We start from the raw sequence: 22,475 nt of genomic DNA on the forward strand, positions 1-22,475 counted from the left end.
AAATAAATTTAAATATCACCATGATTCAATACGTTGGTAAATCTCTTAACCAGAGTTCAGGTTATTTATTTTTTTGTAGGTTTTTCCACAGCAGTTTACTTATATTATCAATAAAGCTTGGGTCTTCTTCTTTCATCGTAAGTAAAACCTGCTTATTCATTTGTGTTTTATTTTGAGCGTAAATCCAACGGTTTTTATTAAACTGCTGGGCAAACTCAAGTGCACCCGCTTGTAGTTCGTCATTATTTGCAAACACAGCTTCAACTACTTTGTTCTCTAGCAGCTGCTCTGCACCAACCCGCTCTCCTGACATAGCTAGACGATTAAAGAATGTTTGCGAAATTGCTTTATTAATTATAGGAAACATCGACGGAACAAACGGCACCATTACATCCACTTCAGGAAAACAAAAAAAGCCTTTGTCTGATTTCATAAATCTAAAGTCGCACGCACACGCAAGTACAGAACCATTACCATAGGTATGCCCGTTTAACGCAGCAATAATAGGCATAGGAAACGTAACGATGCGTTTAAATAAATCGCCTATTTGCACCATAAAGTCAGAAATTGCTGCAGGTAAAATACTTGGATTAGACATCCATTGAAGGTCGATACCCAATGACCAATTTTTATCACTCGAAGACGTTAAAATAACTGACTTAATATTTTGTTCTGCTTCAATGTGGTCTAGGTGTAAATTAAACTCAGCCAAAAACGCTGGATTATGACGGTTTTCAGCGGTATTCATGGTGAGTATAGCTGTGTTATTTTTAGTTGTTAGTTCTATTAAATTTGCCATTAAATCCTCTTTTTTGCTTTTTAAGTTAACTTTAAGCGCAGTTCATTATTTTTATAGTTATCAATAATACCAACTAAATTAATTAAGTGGTCTATTTTGGGGCAAGAAAACCTTGTCGATTATAAGGCAAATTAGTTGTTCTATATCAGAAAATTTTAACACAGTTAGTGTCAGATTTAATCCCTCAAATTGATTAAGTATTATTGCGGATTGGTATAAGGCATGTTTATTTTTTGAGGTTAAATTTTCAGCGGTATGTTTAACTTGGCGCTTATAAAATTCGAGGTTTGGTAATTAATCGTCTTGAATTCAAGTGTTTAGTTTGGATAAATTTCAAAAAATAAGAAGCACTTAATTTAACTCAATATAAACATTAAAAAAGGCGCTCTTAAATTAAGCATCCTTCTTTACAAAACTTATTGTCGATGTTTTTACTTTCCTATCGCTTCTTTGGCGAACAAGTGTTTTATTGGCCCTAGGTTATCAACTAGCGACAACCCTACTCCGCGAATAAGCTTTTTAACTGGGTTTGCACCTTCAAATAACTCTTTTAGCCCTTGCATCATGGCTATGTGTTTTTGTGCGTCGAGCTTACGGGTACGTTCGTAATCGCGAAGTGTGCGCGTGCTTGCAAATTCTTTATTATTACTTGTTAAAAGCTCAATTAAATAAGCGGCGTCTTTTAGGCCTAGATTCATACCAAGCCCTGCAAGTGGATGGATTGTATGTGCAGCATCGCCAATGAGTACCACTTTGCCTGAAACCCATTGCTGGGCGTAGCGCATTTTAAGTGGGAAAGCAGCGCGTTTGCTTTGCACTTCACATAGCCCGCATTGGCCATCTATTGCAGCCATAACGGCTTTATTAAAGGCAGTGTTATCCATTGCAAGCAGCTCATCACAGTGGTTTGGGCTAGTAGACCATACTATTGAATGAGTATTTGCATCGCTCAGAGGTAAAAATGCCAGCGGCCCGGTTGGTAAAAACACTTGCCGTGCGATGTTTGCATGTTGCTCTTTAGTTTTAACAGTCGCAACAAGCGCATGGTGGTCGTAATCTTTAAAGCTAAGCGCCATATTAAATTGTTTACGAATAGCCGAGTTTGCGCCATCGGCCGCCACCAGCAGCTTAGCAATAATAGGCTCGCCGCTTTTAAGCGTTATAAATACATCTGATTCGCTTTGATGTATTTGCTGATAATGCGTATCAAACATTAGTGTTGCACTACTTTGTTGCTCTAGCTCTTTTATAAGCGCAAAGCGGATAATGTCGTTTTCAACAATGTGGCCTAAATGATCAAGCTCAAGTTGTTCGTTATTAAACGCTATTTTGCCAAAACTGTCGGCATCACGTACATCCATATGTGTATAAGCGCACGCTCGCTGTGCGATAATTTCGGGCCATACATTTAACTGCTCAAGCAAGGTTTGACTTGCAATGCTTAGCGCGCTTACGCGCAAACCATATTCGTCAGTTGGCAACACTTGTGTTGGTGCGCCGTCGAGTACAACTACGCTTATATCGGCTTTTGCCAATCCAAGTGCCAGTGTCAACCCTACGCAGCCACCACCTACAATACAAACCTGTGCTTGCTTCATAAACGCCTACCTTGTTTAACTTGCCCCATTAACTGTTTGGCTAATGGCGCTTTTAATGCGGGAAATAAATCCATCGAAAACAACCCAATACTGCGCCCCAATGCGAGCACTCGCGATGAGTTTGAAAAAAGCCTAACAAGTGCATCGGTTAAACTCATTACGGTTTTTATATCATCACAGCGCTTTTTTGAATATTCACGTGTAAACGCATAGCTGCCTAAATCGTGTTGGCTGTTTGCTATTAAATTACTAAGTACTTGCACGTCGCGAAGGCCTAAATTAAAACCTTGCCCTGCAATAGGATGAATAGCATGTGCAGCATTACCAATAACCACTGTACGGTGCGCAGTCAAAGACTCAACTTGCCCGTAAACGAGCGGGTAACTCGTGCGCATGCCTACTTTAGTAAATTGCCCACCGCGATAACCAAACGCGCTTTGCAGAGCACTTAAAAAGTATTGCTCACTAAGTGCCATGTGCTGTTCAACTTGATCTTGGCGCATACACCATACTAACGAATAACGGTTGTTGCTCATAGGTAATAACGCCATAGGCCCGTTTTGTGTAAAACGCTCAAAGGCATGATTATTATGCCCACCAGCCACTTCTACATTAGCAATAATAGCGCCTTGTTCATAAGGCTGGGTATTAAAACCAAGCCCAAGTAAACTACGTGTTGGTGATTGTGCGCCATCAGCAATAACCAATAGCGCTGCGTTTAATTGCTCGCCGCTTTGTAGGGTGAGTGTATTGCTATGCAGAGTTTGCTCAATGGCAGTTACGCTATCGGGGCACAAAAGCGTAATATTTGACTGCGTTAAACGCAGGTGAAGCGCTCGGCCAAATGGATTTACTTCTACTACGTAACCAAGTGAGGGCTTAGCAAATTCGTCGCAATTAATGTGCGCTTTGCCAAAGTGGCCTCTATCAGACACGCTCACTTTTTTGATTGCTGCGGTGTAAGGGGCATTTTGCTCAAATAAATTGAGGCTTTGTAAATACTCTACCGATTGCTGAGCAAGTGCAATGCTTCTGTCGTCAAAGCTTGGGTGGTAGTCGCCGGTTACTTGATTAGCTTCTACAACGGCAATATTTAACGCGGGATTAGTTTTAGCCACACTTAATGCGCAGCTTGCTCCCGCTAAACCACCGCCAATAATAACTACATCAAACTGCTTAGCCACTTTACTCTCCGAGCTTTATACGTTTTTAGCACTTTGCATAAGTGCTTCTATATCGCTAATTTTTTTAGGTACGCTTAGGGTCAAGTTTTCATGGCCGGTTTCGGTAACTAGCAAGTTATCTTCGATACGAATACCAATGCCTTTGTATTTTTGCGGTGCGCTTGAGTCTTCGCTTATATAAAGCCCAGGCTCTATAGTGAGTACCATACCGGGCTCAAATGCACGCTCAACGTTATTTACTTTGTAATCGCCAACATCATGTACATCTAAACCAAGCCAATGCCCAAGCCCGTGCATGTAATATTCTTTACATGCCCCTTTTGCCATTAGCTCATCAAAGTCGCCGGTTAAAATACCTAAATCAAGTAAACCTTGGGTCATTACTTCCATTGCTAGTTTATTAGCATGCGACATGTAACCACCGGGTTTTACTTCATCAAAAGCAACTTCTTGCGCTTTAAGTACAATATTATAAAGCGCGGCTTGCTCTTCGCTAAATTGTCCATTTACTGGAAAAGTACGGGTGATATCGGCGGCGTAACCTTGTAGTTCACAACCGGAGTCTATAAGTACCAGGTCGCCATTTTTTAATACGTCGCTATTTTGCGTGTAATGTAAAATATTGGCGTTGTCGCCACTACCAACAATTGTGCCGTATGCAGGGTGCGGCGCACCATTCATGGCATAATGATGATGTAGCTCAGCCTCTAGCTGAAATTCAGTAGCTCCGGGGTGTGAAAAACGCATAGCGCGCATGTGCCCTCGCGCACTAATTTCACAGCCTTCTCGCATAACATCTATCTCGCTTGGCGATTTAAACAAACGCATTTCATGAATAAGGCCGCGTATTTCTTTTAAAGTACTCGGTGCTTTGAGGCCTTTTCGAGAGCCACTTCGAAGTGTACCTAGTAACGAAAACACTTTTGTATCAAATGAAGGATAAGCACCTTGTGCAAAATAAATCGCATTTTTTGCATTTAGTATATCGAGTAGCTTATCGTTTAATTCACTTAGTGGGTAAGCTTCATCAAACAAGTAGTCACTTTTAGCTTTATCAAAGCCAACTCTGCGGCCATGCCAAATTTCTGCAAGCTTGTCTTTATCTAGGCAAAATAAAGTACTGGGTGCATCGCTGTTGTTACATAGTACAAGTACAGCGTCGGGTTCGTTAAAGCCAGTTAAGTAAAAAAGTCGCTATCTTGTCTAAATGCATATTCGGTATCGCGGCTGCGCGTAACTTCGCTCGCAGCAGGAATAATAGCAACGCTATTTTTATCCATTTGCGCAAGTAAACGCTCGCGGCGTGCTTTAAATTCTGACTTTTGTACTTCAACCATTATTAACCAACCCGTTTAACTTTTTAAACTAATGAAGTGTTTTTTTAGTACTTTGCGTGTTTTGCTCTTTACCAAGCTCTGCAAAACAAAGTAGTGCTGATACGCGCACATATTCAATCACTTCGTGCAGCGCTTGGCTGTCTTCTTCGGTTTCTTCAAAAGTGGTATCTAGGCGAGTGATTTCGCTAAAATCAGTAATAACTTCTTTAACATCGCTCGATAGTTTACCGTAATCTTTTTGCTTTAAGCCAAAACCAAGCATAAAACCTGCTACCCATGATACGAGGCCATTAGCCTGATCGATGAGTGTTTCGTCGTCGCTTGGTAAAAATAAATCAAACTGAAATTCATCATCATTAAAGCTCGCGACTACTTGCTTATAAATAGTGCCAAAAAACTGCTTTAAATCGTTACTAAACGATTCACCATCGTTAAACACATCGCTTAAAAGGCCTAAGTATTCTTTGTCGTCAATGGTTAAACCACACGCAAGTAAACCACTAATTACACCATGCGCTTCGGCAGGTGATACAAATATTTCGTTTTTTTCTAAAAGCAGTTGAGCTTTTTCGTAATCGGGTAAATCGTTCATAATCGAATCTTCGCTTTGCAAGTTAAGGCAATGCTACCACTCGATAAAAAGCAACTCCAATTAATTGTATGATCAAGCTCAAAAACCATGCGATTAAGTAAATGACGGGTTAAAGATGCGGAAAAACTAAGCGAACAGTTTAATTTTTTACGTTTGGGGTTTAAGGATTGGATTATGTCTTATATACTTAAATTGTTCCCTGGGGTACCGGAGCTTAGTTAAGTCCCTGAGCCGATAAATTTTATACCAGGGTTTCTGTTCGTCTACTATTGTGCAGGCTCGGCATGTACCGAGAAGCCTACGGTAAACCGCAGATTCCCGCCCTGAAACCTTCTGGTTTCAGGACTGAAACCGAGTACCGTATCTTGGGGAACACCTTTTTTGCAAACCCTCGCCTTTAAAAGGCTTTATCAAAAAAATTAACCTTCCTGTTTACTCTTATATTTATCTAAATTTTTTATTCACTTATCTTCAATTGTCTAACATTACTATTAGCTTATAAAAAAGCCGTAGGTAATTACTTACCCACAGCTTTAATAGTCATGTATTTAAGAGTGGAGTTATTTAAACCAACCTTGAAAGCGCTCCATCATCATGTAGTTTATTGGTACTAACAATAAAGTAATAAAGGTAGCAAAAATAATCCCAAACCCTAAGCTCACCGCCATTGGTATTAAAAACTGTGCTTGAGTCGCTTTTTCAAACAGTAATGGCATTAAGCCAATAAAGGTCGTTAAACTAGTTAGCATTACAGGGCGAAAACGCGATGCTCCTGCAATTTTAACCGCATCTAATAACTTTCCACCTTCACTGCGCTTTTTATTAATAAAATCAACTAGTACAAGGGAGTCATTTACTACCACCCCAGTTAAAGCGAGCATACCAAGCAAGCTCATAATGGTTAAATCCATGCCCATAATCCAATGCCCGACTACAGCACCTATCATGCCAAATGGAATTACACTCATTACTATAATTGGCTGTAAGTAAGATTTAAGCGGTATTGCTAATAGCGCATAAATTATGAAAAATACAAACACAAGTGCCCAAGCCAATGAGCCAAACGACTCTCGCTGCTCTTTAGCCTCACCTTCTAGTTTATAATCTACTCCAGGATATTGTTGCATTAATCCATCTAAATACTCCGTTAGGTCAGCCTGAAGTATGGTCATGTTGGTGTTATTTTTTTCGATATCCGCTGTTACATTTAAAGTACGGTAGCGGTCTATTCGGTTAATAGTTGATGGACTTTGCCCTGCGGTAAGGGTTGCAACATGCGATAACGGCACCGAGCCACCAGCTGGTGTATTGATGAGTATATTTTGTAAATCGGCTACAGAGCGACGCTCTTCAATAGGCAAGCGTACCATTACACGTACATCATCACGTCCGCGCTGAATACGTTGGACTTGCGAGCCAAAGAAAGAGTTACGCACTTGCCCTGCAACATTAACTCTATTTAAACCCAGCGCTAAGCCTTGCTGCGTAAGCTCTATTTGTAACTCTTCTTTACCATCAGACATGCTATCGGCAATATCAAATACCGTTGGGTAGGTCGATAAACGGGTTTTAATATGATCAGCCACGTCTTGTAAAATAGTCAACGAAGTCCCGCTAAGCTGAACATCAATTGGGTCAGAACTTCGGCCAATTTCAGCTCTAAATGTTAAGCTTTCAGCACCTGGAATGACACCAATTAAATCGCGCCATTCGCTGGCAAGCTCTCTTGATCCTATTTCTGATTCACGCTTTTCAGCCGGTGTTATTTCAAAGCGTACAGAACCTGAATTAGATACACCACCGCGCCCACCTGTTGTGGCTAATATATTTAAAATAACGCTTTCACCTGTATCTGGGTCGCGGTATTTTTCTTGTAATTGCTGCGCCTTTTGCGACATATCAATTACGTATTTATTAGTGACTTCAAACGGCGTACCTGTTGGTAGTGTTAAGTTAACGCGGACCGTTTCGCTTGGTATACGCGGGAAAAATACAAACTTAGTCCAACCGCTAGTGATCATGGTTAAAATTATTATAAACACACCAACAAACAAACTTACCGAAGCCAATTTATGGCGCAGTGCTAAATTTAAAGTGGGTTGGTAATATTTTAAAATCGCGTTTTCAAATCCATCTGCAAAACGCTGTTGAATAACATCAAACTTTGAAGGTTCGCCTTTTTCGTGGCGTAGTTTTATATATTTTAAATGTGCGGGTAGTACAAATTTAGATTCAATCAATGAAAACAATAATACTGGAATAACCACTACCGGTATTTGTGCAAACAAGGCACCGCGTGCCCCTTCAATAAAGGCCAAAGGTAAAAAGGCAGCAACGGTAGTTAATACACCAAATGTTACTGGTGTTGCGACTTCTTGAGTACCTAAAATTGCAGCTTGCTCGCCCGACTTAGCTGTTTTTAAATGGGTATAGACATTTTCGCCAGTAACTATGGCGTCATCAACAACAATTCCCAGTACTAATATAAAGCCAAATAAACTCATGATATTAAGGGTTACGCCAAATATAGGCATCGCTATAAACGCCCCCATAAACGATACCGGAATACCAATAAATACCCAAAATGCAATTGCAGGTCGTAAAAACAAAGTAAGTAAAGCAAGTACTAAAATACCGCCTTGTAGGGCATTGGTCGTTAGTGTGGCAATTCGACTTTTAACCAGCTCCGAATCATCATCCCAGTAACTTAGTTCAAATCCTTGTGGAAGGGAGCTTTGTTGCTCTTTTATGTAATTTTTAACTTCGTCAGCAACAGTAATCGCACTTTGCGGACCAATTCGATATACGTCGATAAATGCAGCCTGCTTACCATTAAAGCGAGTACGTACTGGGGTTTCTTCAAAATCGTCTTTAATTATTGCAATATCGCCTAAACGAATAATCGTGCCGTCAGCTTGGTTTTTAACAACAATATTGGCAAATTCATCTTTACGATATGCTTGCCCTTTAGAGCTTATAAGTACGTCCCCACCTTCAGTTTTTAAGTTACCAGCAGAAATATCAGAGCTTGAATTAGCAATCGCACTCGATATTTGTGCAAGGCTTAAATCGTATTGGCGAAGAACGTCTTGGCTTACTTCAATGGCAATTTCGTAATCACGAACACCACTTAGCTCTACCTGCGTCACATTTGGTAAGCGTAGAATTTGATCGCGTACTGTTTCTGCATATTCACGGGTTTCTTTTTCGCCGTAATCACTCGATACGGTAACCGCGATAACTTCGCGAATTCGCTCCGCAAGCGCGACTATTGGCTTTTCAGCATCGGCTGGAAAAGTGTTAATTGCGTCTACACGACTTTTAATATCGGCTAAAAGCTCACGCGGGTCGTAGCCCGTTTCAACTTCTATTGTTACAGAGCCTGAACCTTCAGAAGAGCGGCTAAATATTTGCTTAATACCTTCTAAATCTTGTACGGCTTCTTCTATACGAATTGTTACGCCTTGCTCTACATCCTCTGGTGTTGAGCCACGCAAACTTACGTTCACGCTTATCATGTCGGTTTCGAATGAAGGGAATACTTCAAGCGGTATTTTGCTTGATAGGCTAAAAAGCCCCGACAGTAACAGTGTCACTAGCAATAAGTTAGCAGCAACATGGTTTTTGGCAAACCAAGCTATCATGGCTTATCTCCTTGCTTTGCTGCACGACGTTTTTTTAACTCTTCAACACTAATACCAAGCTCTTTTGCTTTTTGTTCAAGCTGCTCTGGAGTCGGGCGCTTTCCTTTACCTTGCCCATTCGCTCCACGGCTTTTAGGTTGATCTGCGCTTTGTTCACCTAAAATACTTACTTGAGTTCCTGAACTTACTTGACCAAGTGGAGTAATAACAAGCTTATCATTTGCGTTTAAACCGGTTTTTATCATCGCCTGAGTCGCATTTTGCCAAGCTAGTGTGATGTCTTTGCGCTTAAGTACGCCACCTTCAACAATGTAAACGTACGTTCCTTGATAAATTGTACTGTTAGGAATTATAAGTGCGTTAGATACTGTTCTGCCGGTAATTTGCGCTTTTATATACTGCCCAATTTTTATTGGGTACTGGTTATTTGCTGTTGCTTTATACGGGTCATTAATTTTAGCAACTACATAAAGCTGCTGTGCGCCTTCATCTATAGCACCTTCTGTGCGTGCTAATTGACCTTGCCACGTTTGCTCACCTACTAAGTCAGAAGTAAATTTAACAATTGAACCCGCTTGGTTTTTAGCACCATCGCGATACTGCTCTGGTAAATTTACAAATGGGAGATCTTTATTTTTAATTGGTAGGCGAATCTCAACGCTATCGATTGCGTAAATGGTGGCTAGCTGTGTGTTGTTAGTAACCACTTGCCCTAAATCAACACTACGGCTGAGTATACGCCCCGCATATGGCGCCGTTACTTTAGTGCGCTCTAAATCAAGCATCGCTTTTTCAAGTGCTGCCTGCGCCGATAAAACCTCAGCTTCAGCGGCTGCTAGTTGTGGCTCACGTAGTACTAAGCTGCTTGCCTGATTTGAGCCGCCAAGGCGTTTCCAATCGGTAATAGCTTGTTGCCCACGCGCTTTTTCTTCTAGTAAACCTTGCTCTGCGGTTAATAAATTGGCTTGAGCAGATTTAACTTCAGCTTGATGATCTCTGTCGTCTAGTTTTAAAAGTACATCGCCTTTTTCAAAAAAACCGCCTTCTCTAAAGTCATCACTTACTTCAATTATTTGCCCAGATGCCTGAGCCACTAACAAACTTTGTGTACGTGGTTTTACCGTACCGTAGCTGTCTATCATCACTTGATAATTTTGTGGTTTTAGCTCAAGCGCAGCCACACTTATTGATGCCTTAGGAGGTGTCCCAAAGCGTTTAGCCTCAGGCGTGTTATTTTTAATAAACATAACAATTAAAATAGTGGCAACTATAACCACCGCTGGAATAATAATTTTTGCTGTTTTAGTTTTCATCGTTATTGCTCTTTAGTTCACTTGAGGGCTTTGCAAAATCACCACCAAGGGCAATGTGTAAGTTAATTCTATTGGCTATTAATTGGTTTTTAATATCGATTAAGGAGCTTTGCGCGTCAAAAGAACGGTCTTGGGCATCAAGCACTGTCGTGTAAGTTACCAAGCCACTTTGATACTGCTCAAACGACAATTGCTCTGCAGCTAGTGCGTTTTCTTGTGCCTCTAATGTGCTTGTATATTGAGCTTTGAGGGACTGCTGCTGCGAAATTGCATTTTCAACATCGCCAAACGCGTCATAAAGCGTTTGTAAATAAAGCTGCTCTTGCTTTTGAGTATTAAGACGCGCTATTTCTTCGTTGGCTTTTAAGCGCCCTCCTTCAAAAAGTGGCGCTGAAATACTACCTAATAAAGACCATGCAAGGCTTGATGGAGAAAACAAGTCGCTTACTCGGTCTGTACTATCACTTAATGAAGCTGTTAAATCTAAACTTGGAAAGCGTTGTTTATGCGCATATGCCAATGATGCATCGGCTGCTAAAAGCTCATACCAACTTGCACGTAGAGTAGGTTTTCGCGTTATAAGCTCAGAAGGTAATCCTAGAGGAATATCGGTATTAATAACAGGTAAGTCACTACTAGCAGTAATAGCGCCTTTTGGGTATTCACCAAGTAAACGCTCAAGTACACGTGCTGATGCCGATAAACTCGCTGTTTGAGTGGCAATGCGAGAGCGTTCATTATTAAGCTCATTACGCGCTAAATACACATCGAGCGCTTCGTTTATACCTTGGCGATAGCCAGACTCAATAATATCTAGATTTTGTTGTGCATTGGCTTCACGACGCTTAAATAAATCCAGTAATTGCTGCGCCGTAACCACATCGAACCAGCCTGTTACTACATCAGCAACAAGTTGCTGTTTAGCTTGCTCAAATCGTGCCTGTTGCGCTAAATAGTTAAGATTAGCTTCGCGCTTAGCGTCAGAAAGCTTACCCCATAAATCAACCTCGTAAGTTAAATTTAAACTTACGGAGCTTGCGTTGTCGTAACTTACAGGGCGGTTGTCTTTACTACGGCTTGTACGTGTTGATAAATCGAGGCTTGGCCAAAGTGCAGCGCCCGAGACTATAAGTTGCTGCTTTTGAATTTCAACATCATAACTCGTTTGCAAAAGCTGTTGGTTATTTTTAAGTGCTTGTTGTACAAATTTGTTAAGCGTAGGGTTTTGTAATTGTGTAAGCCATTGCTCTTGTACTTTTAATGCTGAGCTTGATGCTTCTTGCTGCCATTGCTGAGGCATATTATTAGGCGCTTGCATGCGCTGCGACGAGTTTAAATCACTCGCACAGCCGCTAAGCAGCATCACACTAATTGCCAATAGGGTTGGCTTGCATTGCCAAATCATAATTAAACCTAAATTACTGCTATTTATGAGGTTAATTCAAGCACTTTGGCAAATTTTGCTCAACCTACTTTACATAACATTACATAGCTAGCGATGAACTAACATAATAGCCAGTTATACGGTAAAAATGAGCAAATGATCAGCAATTTTTAACAATAAAAAATTAATTTTTTGTAATGTGTCTAAGAGATTAAATATACAAAAACAAAAAAGCCCCGCTATAAGCGAGGCTTTAAGTAAATGTGCCGACTAACAAAGTCGAGCGGGTAACTTATACAGACTACTGATTACAAGTCAGTTGCTTTAAGTTACCTAAATAAATGGTGCCGACTAACCGAGTCGAACGGTTGACCTACTGATTACAAGTCAGTTGCTCTACCAGCTGAGCTAAGTCGGCACACAAAACTGTGTGCTAAGGCACGTTCAATTTTAAAGATTGATAACTTTTATAAAGCACTTAAAATAAAAAAACCTTGCATAAGCAAGGCTTTTCAATAAATGGTGCCTCGACGCGGAATCGAACCACGGACACGAGGATTTTCAATCCTCTGCTCTACCGACTGAGCTATCGAGGCACATAAACTGTGCTAGTTAACTAAATTTTCTAAGTTAACTTTTTACTAAACTAGTTTAGTAAATAAATGGTGCCGACTAACCGAGTCGAACGGTTGACCTACTGATTACAAGTCAGTTGCTCTACCAGCTGAGCTAAGTCGGCACACAAAACTGTGTGCTAAGGCACGTTCAATTTTAAAGATTGAGAACTTAAAGTAGATGGTGCCTCGACGCGGAATCGAACCACGGACACGAGGATTTTCAATCCTCTGCTCTACCGACTGAGCTATCGAGGCACATAAACTGTGCTAGTTAACTAAATTTTCTAAGTTAACTTTTTACTAAACTAGTTTAGTAAATAAATGGTGCCGACTAACCGAGTCGAACGGTTGACCTACTGATTACAAGTCAGTTGCTCTACCAGCTGAGCTAAGTCGGCACACAAAGCTGTGTGCTAAGGCACGCGTAATAATGTTTAAACTGTTGATTAAACACCATTACTCTAATAAATGGTGCCTCGACCCGGAATCGAACCAGGGACACGAGGATTTTCAATCCTCTGCTCTACCAACTGAGCTATCGAGGCACTTAAACAGTGCTAATTAAAAATCTTAAATGATTTTTAATGCAATTCCCACTCATCTCTACCGACTGAGCTATCTGGGCGTGCGGCGTATTAAACGAGTTTTGCCCTTACAAGTCAACTTTTTTTTATCCTTTATAACCGTTTGCACGGTTTTCAGCCAACCCCGTACATTTTTTATTAATAATGTTTATTTTTCCTACAACAAAAGTTGATGTAGCATATAAATACACTGAAACCAGACTAAAAACGTAGTGAATTATTTTTTTTAGGTGTTACGATTACTCAGATAAATACGATAAGGACTTATCGTAGTAAAATATACCAACGGGAACAATCAATGCAGAGTAAATATTCTTCGCCAGTAAAGGGCTTACTACCTCTTTTTTTAATCATTAATTTAGTAGTGACATCGCTTGCTATTGTTGCCTATTCACTTTACTCACAAAATCAAACTCGTTCTGAAAAAATAGAGCCGTATATAAATATTGCAGATCTCGCAACTAGGCTTGATTTACCTATGGTCGATGCTTTAACTATGTATGGCCAAGGTAAAGTAAGGCAGTTACTCGATTTAACCTCATTATTAAATAATGACTTTCATTACACTTTGTATCGCTTTAACTCCACTTCACAAACAGAATTAGTATATAGCAGTACCAAACCAGCAATCGCTTCTATTAAACTAAATGAGCACCTAATTGACGATGGTGTTTTACATCACTTACTAATGTTAAACGACCAACCTATTGGAGAGCTTATAATTAAGCAAAAGCAATCCAACCTTTTACTTACCATGCAGAACTCCCAAGTTGTTACCTATCTAATCGCTATTGCCAGTGTTATAGCACTGTTTATATTTGCATTAATGTTTAATGCTTATATAAACAATCGCTTACGTGCAAGCACTGGTTTGCTAACCGAAGAGCTTCAAGCCATCGCTGAGAACGGTAATTACGATAGTAATGTAAGTGAACAACTTGAAATAGGTTTAAATGTTGTTGCGCAAAATATTAATCTGTTGCTGCAAAAAGTACAAACGGCAATGACAAATAACGACACAGCCCAAAAAGAGCTACAAAAGCTTCAAAACAGCTTAGAAACAGAAGTGCACAACCGCACACTGGCCCTTGAACAAGCAACGTTAAAGGCCGAACGAGCAAGTGAAACTAAAACAACTTTTTTAGCGACTATGAGTCACGAAATCAGAACACCGATGAATGGTGTTATAGGTACTATTGATTTACTTCGTCAAACAGAGCTAGATGGCGCTCAGCATCGTCTGAGTACCATTATTCGTGAGTCTGCATTTTCTCTACTAAGTATATTGGACGACATTTTAGATTTCTCAAAAATTGAAGCTGGTAAACTCAATATAGACCCAATCCCATTTTCAGTAACTGATACTATTGAAGAAGTTGCTCGAGTGCTTTCCTCAGTGGCAAAAAAACGTGAGCTTGATTTAGAGCTATCTATTGCCCCAGACATTCCGATTAACCTTATAGGTGATACTATTAGAGTACGCCAAGTACTCTATAACTTATGTAGTAATGCAATTAAATTTACTAGCACGGATGAAAAAACGCAGGGCCATGTGAAAATTTCAGTTGAAGTTGCACATAATACAGCCGATCACTTCACTTTACGTTTTTGTGTAACCGATAACGGTAAAGGGATGACACAAGCTCAATTGCGAGAAATATTCAATCCATTTATTCAAGCAGAAAACTCAATCACAAGAGAATATGGCGGTACCGGTTTAGGCTTATCTATTTGTAAAAGCTTAACAGAGCTAATGCTTGGAACCATACACGTAAACAGCCATATTGGCATTGGTAGTGAATTCACTGTTGAGCTCCCATTTAGCACTTCGGGGAAAATAAAATATGATCACAAAGGAGCATTAAACGCTAAACATATTGTTGTTGTGAGTAATCACCTTGAGCGTCAAAAAGTAATGTATCGTTATTTATCATTTATGGGTGCTAAAATAACGAATGTGTATAATGAGCAGGAAATTGAAGAGCATCAATATGATCCGGATATAATTTGGGTCGTCGACGGTATCGACAATATGGATAAAATTAACGCACTTTTGAGACGTTTGCTTTATTCTTTGGAAGATAATAACCAACAAGTGGTAGTGCTGAGCAAACTAGATGAAGCAGCCATAAATCATAAAAATATTTTTTATATTAATGCAGCTCCATTATGTAAATCTAACTTTATGCTTTCAATACTTGTTGCCGCTGGCCTGCACCAACCAAAACAGATTAAGAAAACTAAAACGCTTAACAACTATTTGAATGTTGAGCAAGCCCGCCAAGCTAACAAACTAATACTACTTGTTGAAGATAACCTCTTAAATCAACAGGTATTAACCGACCAGTTACACATATTGGGTTACGGAGTAGAAGTTGCCAATGATGGCGTAGAAGGCCTTAATATGTGGCGTAAAGGCAATTACTCACTTATTTTAACTGATTTACATATGCCTAAAATGTCTGGCTACGACATGGTTGAAAAAATCCGAGGTGAAGCTGAGTTACTAGAAGCAATCGATGCCCAACCTTATATTGTAGCCGTCACGGCCAATGCTTTAAAAGGTGAGAAAGAGCGCTGTTTAGCAGTAGGTATTAATGATTTCATCACTAAACCCATTGAATTGAATGCATTAGAAAGTACTTTAAAACGCTGGAGCGATAAACAAAACAACGGTAAAAATGTTGTTATTCATCAAAATACCGCTTTACCTGTTGATATGAATGCCGTTGCTAAATATGTAAACGGTGATAAAGCTAAACAAATGCGTTTTTTCAAAATGTATTTAGAACAAAGCCAAAGTTTAATTAAATCTATTAATTCGGGTGTTATGGTAAGTGACTTAAATGAAATAATTGAAGGCTGTCACCAGTTAAAGTCAATATCAAAGACAATCGGTGCGCAAATGGTGGCCGATTTAGCAACGTCATTTGAAGATAAATGTAAGGCTGATGAACTAACAAGTGATGAGCTAATTTATTTAAGAGATAAGTTAGAGATTGAATATTCAAAAGCGGCTCAATTTTTAAAAGAACAAGTGAAAATTGCCGCACAAGACGATGAGCTAATTTAGCTATCGTTTAACAAAATTAAAAAGGGCTGTTAGACAGCCCTTTTTAATTTAAAGTAAAATTACTTTTCTGGAGGTCTATAACCTTCAATTTCTACATCTTTATTTTCAAACAAAAAGCCAACCATCTGCTCTTCTAAAAATATACGATGTTCTGGATCCATCATATTTAAATGCTTTTCGTTAATCAGCATTGTTTGCTTATGTTGCCACTGAGCAAATGCTTCTTTGGAAATATTATTAAAAATCTTTTCGCCAATTTCACCTGGGTATAATTGAAACCCAAGACCTTCTGCTTCTTTTTGTAACTTTTGACAAAATACTGTACGTGCCATAATTAATTCTCTTTAGCGATAAATGCAAACAGTTTAACCTATTGGTGCAATTTGTTTAACCAACTTTTTAGTCGGTGCGGCCAAACCAACTTCTATCGACTGATCTAATGGATACCATATTAACTGTCTGTCATTAACAACATCAGGAATACACTCTATATTCAGTACGTGTGGATTTATCGTTAGTTCAAAATGCGAAAATATATGTGCAAATGGATCAAGCTGTTTTAGCTGAGCCTTAAACCCTTGCTGCGCCATAAATACTTCTAGATTTGCGTACTCAGCAAATTCAAAAAAGCCAAATAACCCCCCCAAATTCCCGAATTAGGTCGTTTTTCCATTAAAACTTTGTCATTACACTTAATTATTAACTGATGACAGCTTTTTTTAGGCGTTGTTTTTTTAGGTTTTGAATGTGGGAACTCTTTTACCTTGCCTGTATTAAAAGCACCACAGCCTGAGTTTAATGGGCAAGCCTCGCAATCAAATCGACTGCGTGAGCAAACACTCGACCCTAAATCCATCATAGCTTGATTAAACTCGGTAACATTATCTTTAGGCGTTAACTGCTCTGATAAATGCCAAAGCTGGTTTTCGACTTTTTTAACACCATACCAGCCTTCAATCATAAAATAGCGCGCTAATACTCGCTTAACGTTCCCATCTAAAATAGGGTGATACTGCCCAAGCGACAATGATAAAACAGCCCCGGCAGTAGAGCGCCCTATTCCAGGTAAATCCATTACTTCATCGAGTGTTTTCGGAAACTCACCTTGGTATTTGTCACGTACTATTTTGGCTGTTTTATGTAAGTTACGCGCACGTGCGTAATAACCCAAACCAGTCCAGTGGTGTAATACTTGATCTTCGTCAGCATCTGCTAAAGCTATGATATCTGGAAAGCTCTCCATAAATTTCTCAAAATACGGAATAACAGTAATAACTTGGGTTTGCTGCAGCATCACTTCAGACACCCACACTTTATAAGGTGTTTTACCTAGCTGCCACGGGAGTGTTTTACGCCCATGAAGGTGATACCAATCAACAACTTGATTAGAAAACCAGTGTGACTGTTCTTTATTTAAATCCAACATTTTTAACTTTTACTGATGCCCAATGGCGGCTCAGTCTATTGCAGTTAACAAAAAGATCAAGCTATACGGGGTGTAAAACCAGCTAATACTTGTGATTGCGGGCTCGGTCAGGGATAATATGCAACCATTTTTAAACACATTGTTTTTGTCAGGCCAATAATATGAGTGAATCAAGTAACACTAACCTTGAGCAAGCTAAGCAAGAAGGTAAATACATCCGCACCATTCGCAGTTTTGTAAAACGCGAAGGTCGATTAACCAAAGGCCAAGCCGCTGCAATCGAAAAATGCTGGCCAACAATGGGCCTAGAGCATAAAAACGGTATGCTTGATTTAAGCGAAGTTTTTGGCAACAACAACGATGTAGTAGTAGAAATTGGTTTTGGTATGGGTAAATCGCTTGTCGAAATGGCAACAAATGCCCCACATCTAAACTTTATCGGTATTGAAGTACACCGCCCAGGCGTTGGTGCTTGTTTAATGGATGCCGATGAAGCAGGCATTACCAACTTACGTATTTTTGAACACGATGCAGTTGAAGTACTTGCAGATTGCATACCTAATGAAAGCTTAACCACACTGCAATTATTTTTCCCTGATCCTTGGCATAAAAAACGTCATCATAAACGTCGTATTGTACAAGCTGAGTTTGTTGAAAAATTAAGAACTCAATTAAAAATGGGCGGTGTTTTTCACATGGCTACAGATTGGGAAAACTACGCAGAGCATATGCTTGAAGTTATGAAAGTAGCACCTGGTTTTAAAAACCAATCTGAAACAAACGATTATGTTCCACGCCCAGATTTGCGCCCTCTTACTAAGTTTGAGCAACGCGGCCATCGTTTAGGCCATGGCGTATGGGATTTAATGTTTGAGCGTACTGAGTAATTAAATTTTAATTACTTAATCTCACTTTTAATAAAACTAAACATACTGTAAGGCAAAGCCATTTATGAGCGTATTAACCAACCCAAGTTTACTGTTACTTCGAAATAGCGAGGCACTAACGGGTAAATCTATCTTGGTGGTCAACTTTGTTCAAGATGGCTTTTTAACAGAGCTTAAAGAACTTAACCCGCAAAGCAAAGTAACTGCATTTAGCTACAACCATGCTAACGGAGAGTTTGCTAAAAACACCAAAGATGTTGATATTCATGTAAGTCACACAATACCTGGTAACGACTACGATTTAGTTATTCTTTACTACCCTAAATCAAAACCAGAATTACTTATGGCACTTGATAATATCCGCTCTGCTATTACTGATGATGCCGAGCTATTGGTGGTAGGTGAAAACAAAAGTGGTGTTAAATCAATTGAAAAACAATTAGCTGGTAAAGCTGAGTTTAGTAACAAGATTGATTCAGCTAAGCACTGCGTTCTTTACTCATTTGCTGAAATAACCAAACACCCACACTTTGATATTACGACCTATCACAAAAAGTTTGTTGTTAATGTTGCCGACACTGAGTTTACAGCTATTAGTGTTCCTGGGGTATTTAACCACGGCAGTTTGGATGCAGGAACAAAAATACTACTTGAAAACGCACCAACGATAAAACAAGGTAAAGTGCTCGACTTTGGCTGCGGCGCAGGTTTAATAGCAACCTATTTAGGACTGCAAAACTCAGCCCTTGAGTTTGTCTGTAGCGATGTTAGCGCCTTAGCAACATATGCAACAGAACAAACTTTAAAGCTAAATGGTATAAAAGGCATTGCTATATTAAGCGATGGTCTGAAAAATATTAGCGGGAAATTTGATTTAATTGTAAGTAACCCACCATTTCATACTGGTATTGCAACTGATTACACTGTTGCTGAAACTTTTCTTGCAAACGCAAAATTACATTTGACGAAAGTGGGCAAGCTGAATATTGTTGCTAACAGCTTTTTAAAGTACCCGCCTATTCTAGAGTCTCAATTTGCAGACTATCAAACGGTATTTAAAAATAATAAATTTGCTGTTTATAGTAGCTAATTTAAATATTTAACTGATTGAGCACGTTAAGTGCTCGCGCTAACTTTCGAATAAATATAAGAATTAGCCTCGTTTTTTCCTTCATTTTTCTGCGTCTTTGCTAAACTATAACCTTAACTAATTAAATTAACTCAGGCGACGATCAAACAATGCCTAAAAAAGTACATCAAAGTAGTATTCGCAAAGCGCTAATAAACTTAATTATGCTTATAACAGCGATTTGCTTGTCGTTATCTATTTCTATTTCAACTTATTTAAGTGTTAAAGAACAAAAGCAGTTAATTATTAGCAAACTGGTGATTCTTTCTGAAATTGTTGCTTTTGATGCAGGAAACTCTGTAATAACAAACAATAGAAAAAATGAAGAAAGACGGCTTAAATCGTTTGATAAAATCCCACTTGTTAAAAACATCCATATTTATTCAATAGAAAAAACCTCACAAAAACCAGTTTTTTTATCAGTTTTAATGCAAAAAAACACCTCCGGTGCCACTTAGAATAGATAGCATTGACGAATTAGAAACACCACGTATCAACAATGAATATATTGAACTTATACGCCCAATTTTAAATGATGAAAAATTAGTTGGCTACGTTTACATGCGTGGAAGCCTTGAGAGCCTTGATGTATATATAAAACAAAAAATACTAATCGATATATTTTTAACGCTACTAATACTTATTGTGGTGTACTTTATTGCTATAAAAGTACAAAAACGGATTGCAAAGCCAATTGAGCATTTAAACAGACTATTGCAAGACGTATCAAAGAACCATAATTACGACGCACGAGCGCCATCAACCAATGTAAAAGAAATTACCGCGCTTTCTAACAGTTTAAATATCATGCTTGCCCGAACTCAAAAGCAACTTACCCGACACGAAAAAGATAAAGAAGAAATAAAACAATTAAACCTGAATCTAGAAGAAAAAGTAAATCGACGTACTATTGCACTTAGAGAAGCAAATCAAGATCTTTTAACGACACTTGAGCGTATGCACCAGTATCAAACACAAATTGTAGAAAATGAAAAAATGGCCTCACTTGGGCAAATGGTTGCAGGCGTTGCTCATGAGGTTAATACACCGATTGGACTTGGGATCACCGGCTCTACGTTGTTGCGTGATAAACTCGCTGATATAAAACTAAGCTTTGATGATAAAAAACTTACGTCTAACCAATTAAAAAACTTTATAGATGAAGGTATAGAAAATCTTGATTTAATTTATCGTAACTTAAATCGCGCTGCTGATTTAATTTCTAACTTTAAAAAAGTTGCGGTTATCCAAGATGATGGTGACAATACCAATTTAAACATCCATAAGCTTATCAGCGATGTTCTAACATCAATGCAATCAGAGCTTACCGATAAAAACCCTGTCGTTACTATTAATTGTCCTACTGATTTAGCCATACAGAGTAAATCAGAACCGTTACAGCAAATATTTCAACAACTATTACTTAATTCTGTAATTCATGGTTTTTTAGATGCTGAAAACAACGAAATACGCTTTGATATTGAGCTAATCGGGAAACAACTCACTATCGTTTATAGTGACAATGGCCAAGGTGTAGATAACAGTATTAAGCATAGAATTTTTGACCCCTTTGTTACATCTAAAAGAGGGCAAGGTGCAAGCGGTCTTGGAATGCATCTAGTTTATAATTTAGTTACGCAATCACTTGGGGGCGAATACTCTTTGATCTAGAAGAACAACAGGGTGCACGCTTTATAATTACAATTCCTTAATGGAATATAACTAAAAAGTACATTAATTTAAAATTTAGTCCTTGAATTACTACTTAATGACCACATAAAGAGTGCATGTGGTAAAATACGTAATATTAAATAATTAATACGAAGTCATTTGTGAACTTTATCATCTTTGTGATATCACATACATTGATGAAAGGTTAGATGATGATATAATTTCGCTTTGAATTGGTTTGATTATTTTAAGCACTTTTACATAATTGATGGATGTATCGATTATTAAAAGAAAATGGCTTCGACTTTACTATTCAAATGAGTACATCCGTAGATATATCTATTAAACAGTAGTTTTTGCACGGCCCTTTTTAGTAAACTTTGAATACGCTACTGTTTAAAATTTATCCACATTGTTTTTTCTTGTTAACAATTGGATATAATCCTATAATCTCTAGTAATCGGTTTTATGTGTAATACCGATTTTTTTGTAAATAATCCAAAAGGTTAATTAATAATGCAAACGCCAGTCATTCTAATCGTAGAGGATGAAGACGTAACTCGACTAAACCTCGTTAGTTTATTTGAAGCTGAAGGTTACAAAGTTATTGAAGCCATTGATGGCGATGACATGCATGACAAGCTTACAAATAACGATGACGTTAATCTTGTAGTTATGGATATCAATCTTCCAGGTAAAAACGGTCTTATATTAGCTCGTGAATTACGCCAAAAGCGCAAAGTGGGCCTTATCTTCTTAACGGGTCGAGATAACGATGTTGATCGTATCTTGGGGCTTGAAATTGGTGCTGATGATTATATCACTAAACCGTTTAACCCACGCGAACTGACAATTAGAGCGCGTAACCTAATTACACGTACAGCGCTAGGTGGTGAAGAATCAGCACTAGAAACAAATGGTGTTATTACATTTAATGGTTGGGAACTTGATGAAAACAGCCGTTGCCTAACATCTCCCAATGGTGATGCTAAGCGTTTACCTAAAGGTGAGTACAGAGCACTGCGTTTAATGCTTGATTCTCCTGGCCGAATTTTTAGCCGTGAGCAATTAATTAAACACATGACGGGCCGTGAGCTTCGTGCAAACGACCGTACTGTTGATGTTACAATTCGTCGTATTCGTAAACACTTTGAAAGCGACAACTCAACATCAGAGTTAATCAGCACTATCCATGGTGAGGGTTATCGCTTTATTGGTAAAATTGATAGCTAATTAG

14 protein-coding genes, 6 tRNA genes, 1 other RNA gene and 2 pseudogenes are annotated in these 22,475 nt (G+C 38.8%); 7 read left to right on the plus strand and 16 right to left on the minus strand.

The window, feature by feature from the left end; translation table 11 throughout:
• Positions 1-61: 61 nt before the first annotated feature.
• From P4S71_RS04965 to P4S71_RS04985, 5 genes and pseudogenes are all read right to left on the minus strand, one after another.
• A complete protein-coding gene (locus P4S71_RS04965; protein WP_337150229.1) occupies positions 62-799 on the minus strand; it encodes an enoyl-CoA hydratase/isomerase family protein in 738 nt (245 codons plus the stop codon).
• A 431-nt stretch (positions 800-1,230) separates the two neighbouring features.
• Positions 1,231-2,397: an FAD-dependent monooxygenase gene (locus P4S71_RS04970; RefSeq protein ID WP_337150230.1), complete on the minus strand. Its 1,167-nt coding sequence runs from the start codon at positions 2,395-2,397 to the stop codon at positions 1,231-1,233.
• Positions 2,394-3,581, minus strand: a complete 1,188-nt coding sequence (ubiH, locus tag P4S71_RS04975; protein ID WP_337150231.1) for a 2-octaprenyl-6-methoxyphenyl hydroxylase — start codon at positions 3,579-3,581, stop codon at positions 2,394-2,396. Before ubiH ends, P4S71_RS04970 begins: the two co-directional genes overlap by 4 nt.
• 15 nt (positions 3,582-3,596) lie before the next feature.
• Positions 3,597-4,918: pseudogene (gene pepP, locus P4S71_RS04980) on the minus strand (Xaa-Pro aminopeptidase).
• A gap of 28 nt (positions 4,919-4,946) precedes the next feature.
• Complete coding sequence (locus P4S71_RS04985; RefSeq protein WP_007378383.1) at positions 4,947-5,510, minus strand: UPF0149 family protein; 564 nt, start codon at positions 5,508-5,510, stop codon at positions 4,947-4,949.
• Between the two features lie 193 nt (positions 5,511-5,703).
• Between P4S71_RS04985 and ssrS the strand changes: the two genes are divergently transcribed.
• Positions 5,704-5,886, plus strand: a non-coding RNA gene (ssrS, locus tag P4S71_RS04990) — 6S RNA.
• A gap of 184 nt (positions 5,887-6,070) precedes the next feature.
• Here ssrS and P4S71_RS04995 read toward each other — a convergent pair.
• From P4S71_RS04995 to P4S71_RS05035, 9 genes are all read right to left on the minus strand, one after another.
• Positions 6,071-9,154 (minus strand): efflux RND transporter permease subunit, encoded by a 3,084-nt coding sequence (locus P4S71_RS04995; protein WP_337150232.1) that lies wholly within the window; start codon positions 9,152-9,154, stop codon positions 6,071-6,073.
• Positions 9,151-10,467, minus strand: coding sequence for an efflux RND transporter periplasmic adaptor subunit (locus P4S71_RS05000; protein WP_337119377.1), 1,317 nt, complete (start codon positions 10,465-10,467; stop codon positions 9,151-9,153). Before P4S71_RS05000 ends, P4S71_RS04995 begins: the two co-directional genes overlap by 4 nt.
• A complete protein-coding gene (locus tag P4S71_RS05005) occupies positions 10,457-11,872 on the minus strand; it encodes a TolC family protein (RefSeq protein WP_033023821.1) in 1,416 nt (471 codons plus the stop codon). The genes P4S71_RS05000 and P4S71_RS05005 overlap by 11 nt, the downstream gene beginning before the upstream one ends.
• Before the next feature lie 321 nt (positions 11,873-12,193).
• Positions 12,194-12,269, minus strand: a tRNA-Thr gene (locus P4S71_RS05010).
• Between the two features lie 102 nt (positions 12,270-12,371).
• Positions 12,372-12,447: transfer RNA gene (locus tag P4S71_RS05015), tRNA-Phe, on the minus strand.
• Between the two features lie 67 nt (positions 12,448-12,514).
• Positions 12,515-12,590 (minus strand) — tRNA-Thr (locus P4S71_RS05020).
• Positions 12,591-12,647: 57 nt separating this feature from the next.
• Positions 12,648-12,723: transfer RNA gene (locus P4S71_RS05025), tRNA-Phe, on the minus strand.
• A 67-nt stretch (positions 12,724-12,790) separates the two neighbouring features.
• Positions 12,791-12,866 (minus strand) — tRNA-Thr (locus P4S71_RS05030).
• 71 nt (positions 12,867-12,937) lie between these two features.
• A tRNA-Phe gene (locus P4S71_RS05035) sits at positions 12,938-13,013 on the minus strand.
• A gap of 337 nt (positions 13,014-13,350) precedes the next feature.
• On the opposite strand from P4S71_RS05035, the gene P4S71_RS05040 reads away from it, so the two are divergent.
• On the plus strand, positions 13,351-16,125 hold the full coding sequence (locus P4S71_RS05040) for a hybrid sensor histidine kinase/response regulator (protein ID WP_337150233.1): 2,775 nt from the start codon (positions 13,351-13,353) through the stop codon (positions 16,123-16,125).
• Positions 16,126-16,184: 59 nt separating this feature from the next.
• Here P4S71_RS05040 and P4S71_RS05045 read toward each other — a convergent pair whose 3' ends face one another.
• Together P4S71_RS05045 and mutY are read right to left on the minus strand one after the other, a co-directional pair.
• Positions 16,185-16,457 (minus strand): oxidative damage protection protein, encoded by a 273-nt coding sequence (locus P4S71_RS05045; RefSeq protein WP_007378389.1) that lies wholly within the window; start codon positions 16,455-16,457, stop codon positions 16,185-16,187.
• 33 nt (positions 16,458-16,490) lie between these two features.
• Positions 16,491-17,551 (minus strand): annotated as a pseudogene (gene mutY / locus P4S71_RS05050) (A/G-specific adenine glycosylase).
• A 161-nt stretch (positions 17,552-17,712) separates the two neighbouring features.
• Here mutY and trmB point away from each other — a divergent pair.
• From trmB to arcA, 5 genes are all read left to right on the plus strand, one after another.
• Complete coding sequence (trmB, locus tag P4S71_RS05055; protein WP_008133787.1) at positions 17,713-18,438, plus strand: tRNA (guanosine(46)-N7)-methyltransferase TrmB; 726 nt, start codon at positions 17,713-17,715, stop codon at positions 18,436-18,438.
• Positions 18,439-18,502: 64 nt separating this feature from the next.
• A complete protein-coding gene (locus tag P4S71_RS05060; protein WP_008133789.1) occupies positions 18,503-19,528 on the plus strand; it encodes a methyltransferase in 1,026 nt (341 codons plus the stop codon).
• Positions 19,529-19,677: 149 nt separating this feature from the next.
• Positions 19,678-20,025: a hypothetical protein gene (locus P4S71_RS23080; RefSeq protein ID WP_442961654.1), complete on the plus strand. Its 348-nt coding sequence runs from the start codon at positions 19,678-19,680 to the stop codon at positions 20,023-20,025.
• Positions 20,015-21,238, plus strand: coding sequence for an ATP-binding protein (locus P4S71_RS05065; RefSeq protein WP_442961655.1), 1,224 nt, complete (start codon positions 20,015-20,017; stop codon positions 21,236-21,238). Before P4S71_RS23080 ends, P4S71_RS05065 begins: the two co-directional genes overlap by 11 nt.
• 516 nt (positions 21,239-21,754) lie before the next feature.
• Entirely contained in the window at positions 21,755-22,471 is a 717-nt protein-coding gene (arcA, locus tag P4S71_RS05070) for a two-component system response regulator ArcA (protein WP_007378395.1), read from the plus strand.
• The last annotated feature ends 4 nt before the right edge of the window (positions 22,472-22,475 follow it).

Origin of the sequence: Pseudoalteromonas sp. B62 (assembly GCF_037162565.1) — a bacterium.
In the GTDB taxonomy this organism is placed as follows: domain Bacteria; phylum Pseudomonadota; class Gammaproteobacteria; order Enterobacterales; family Alteromonadaceae; genus Pseudoalteromonas; species Pseudoalteromonas fuliginea.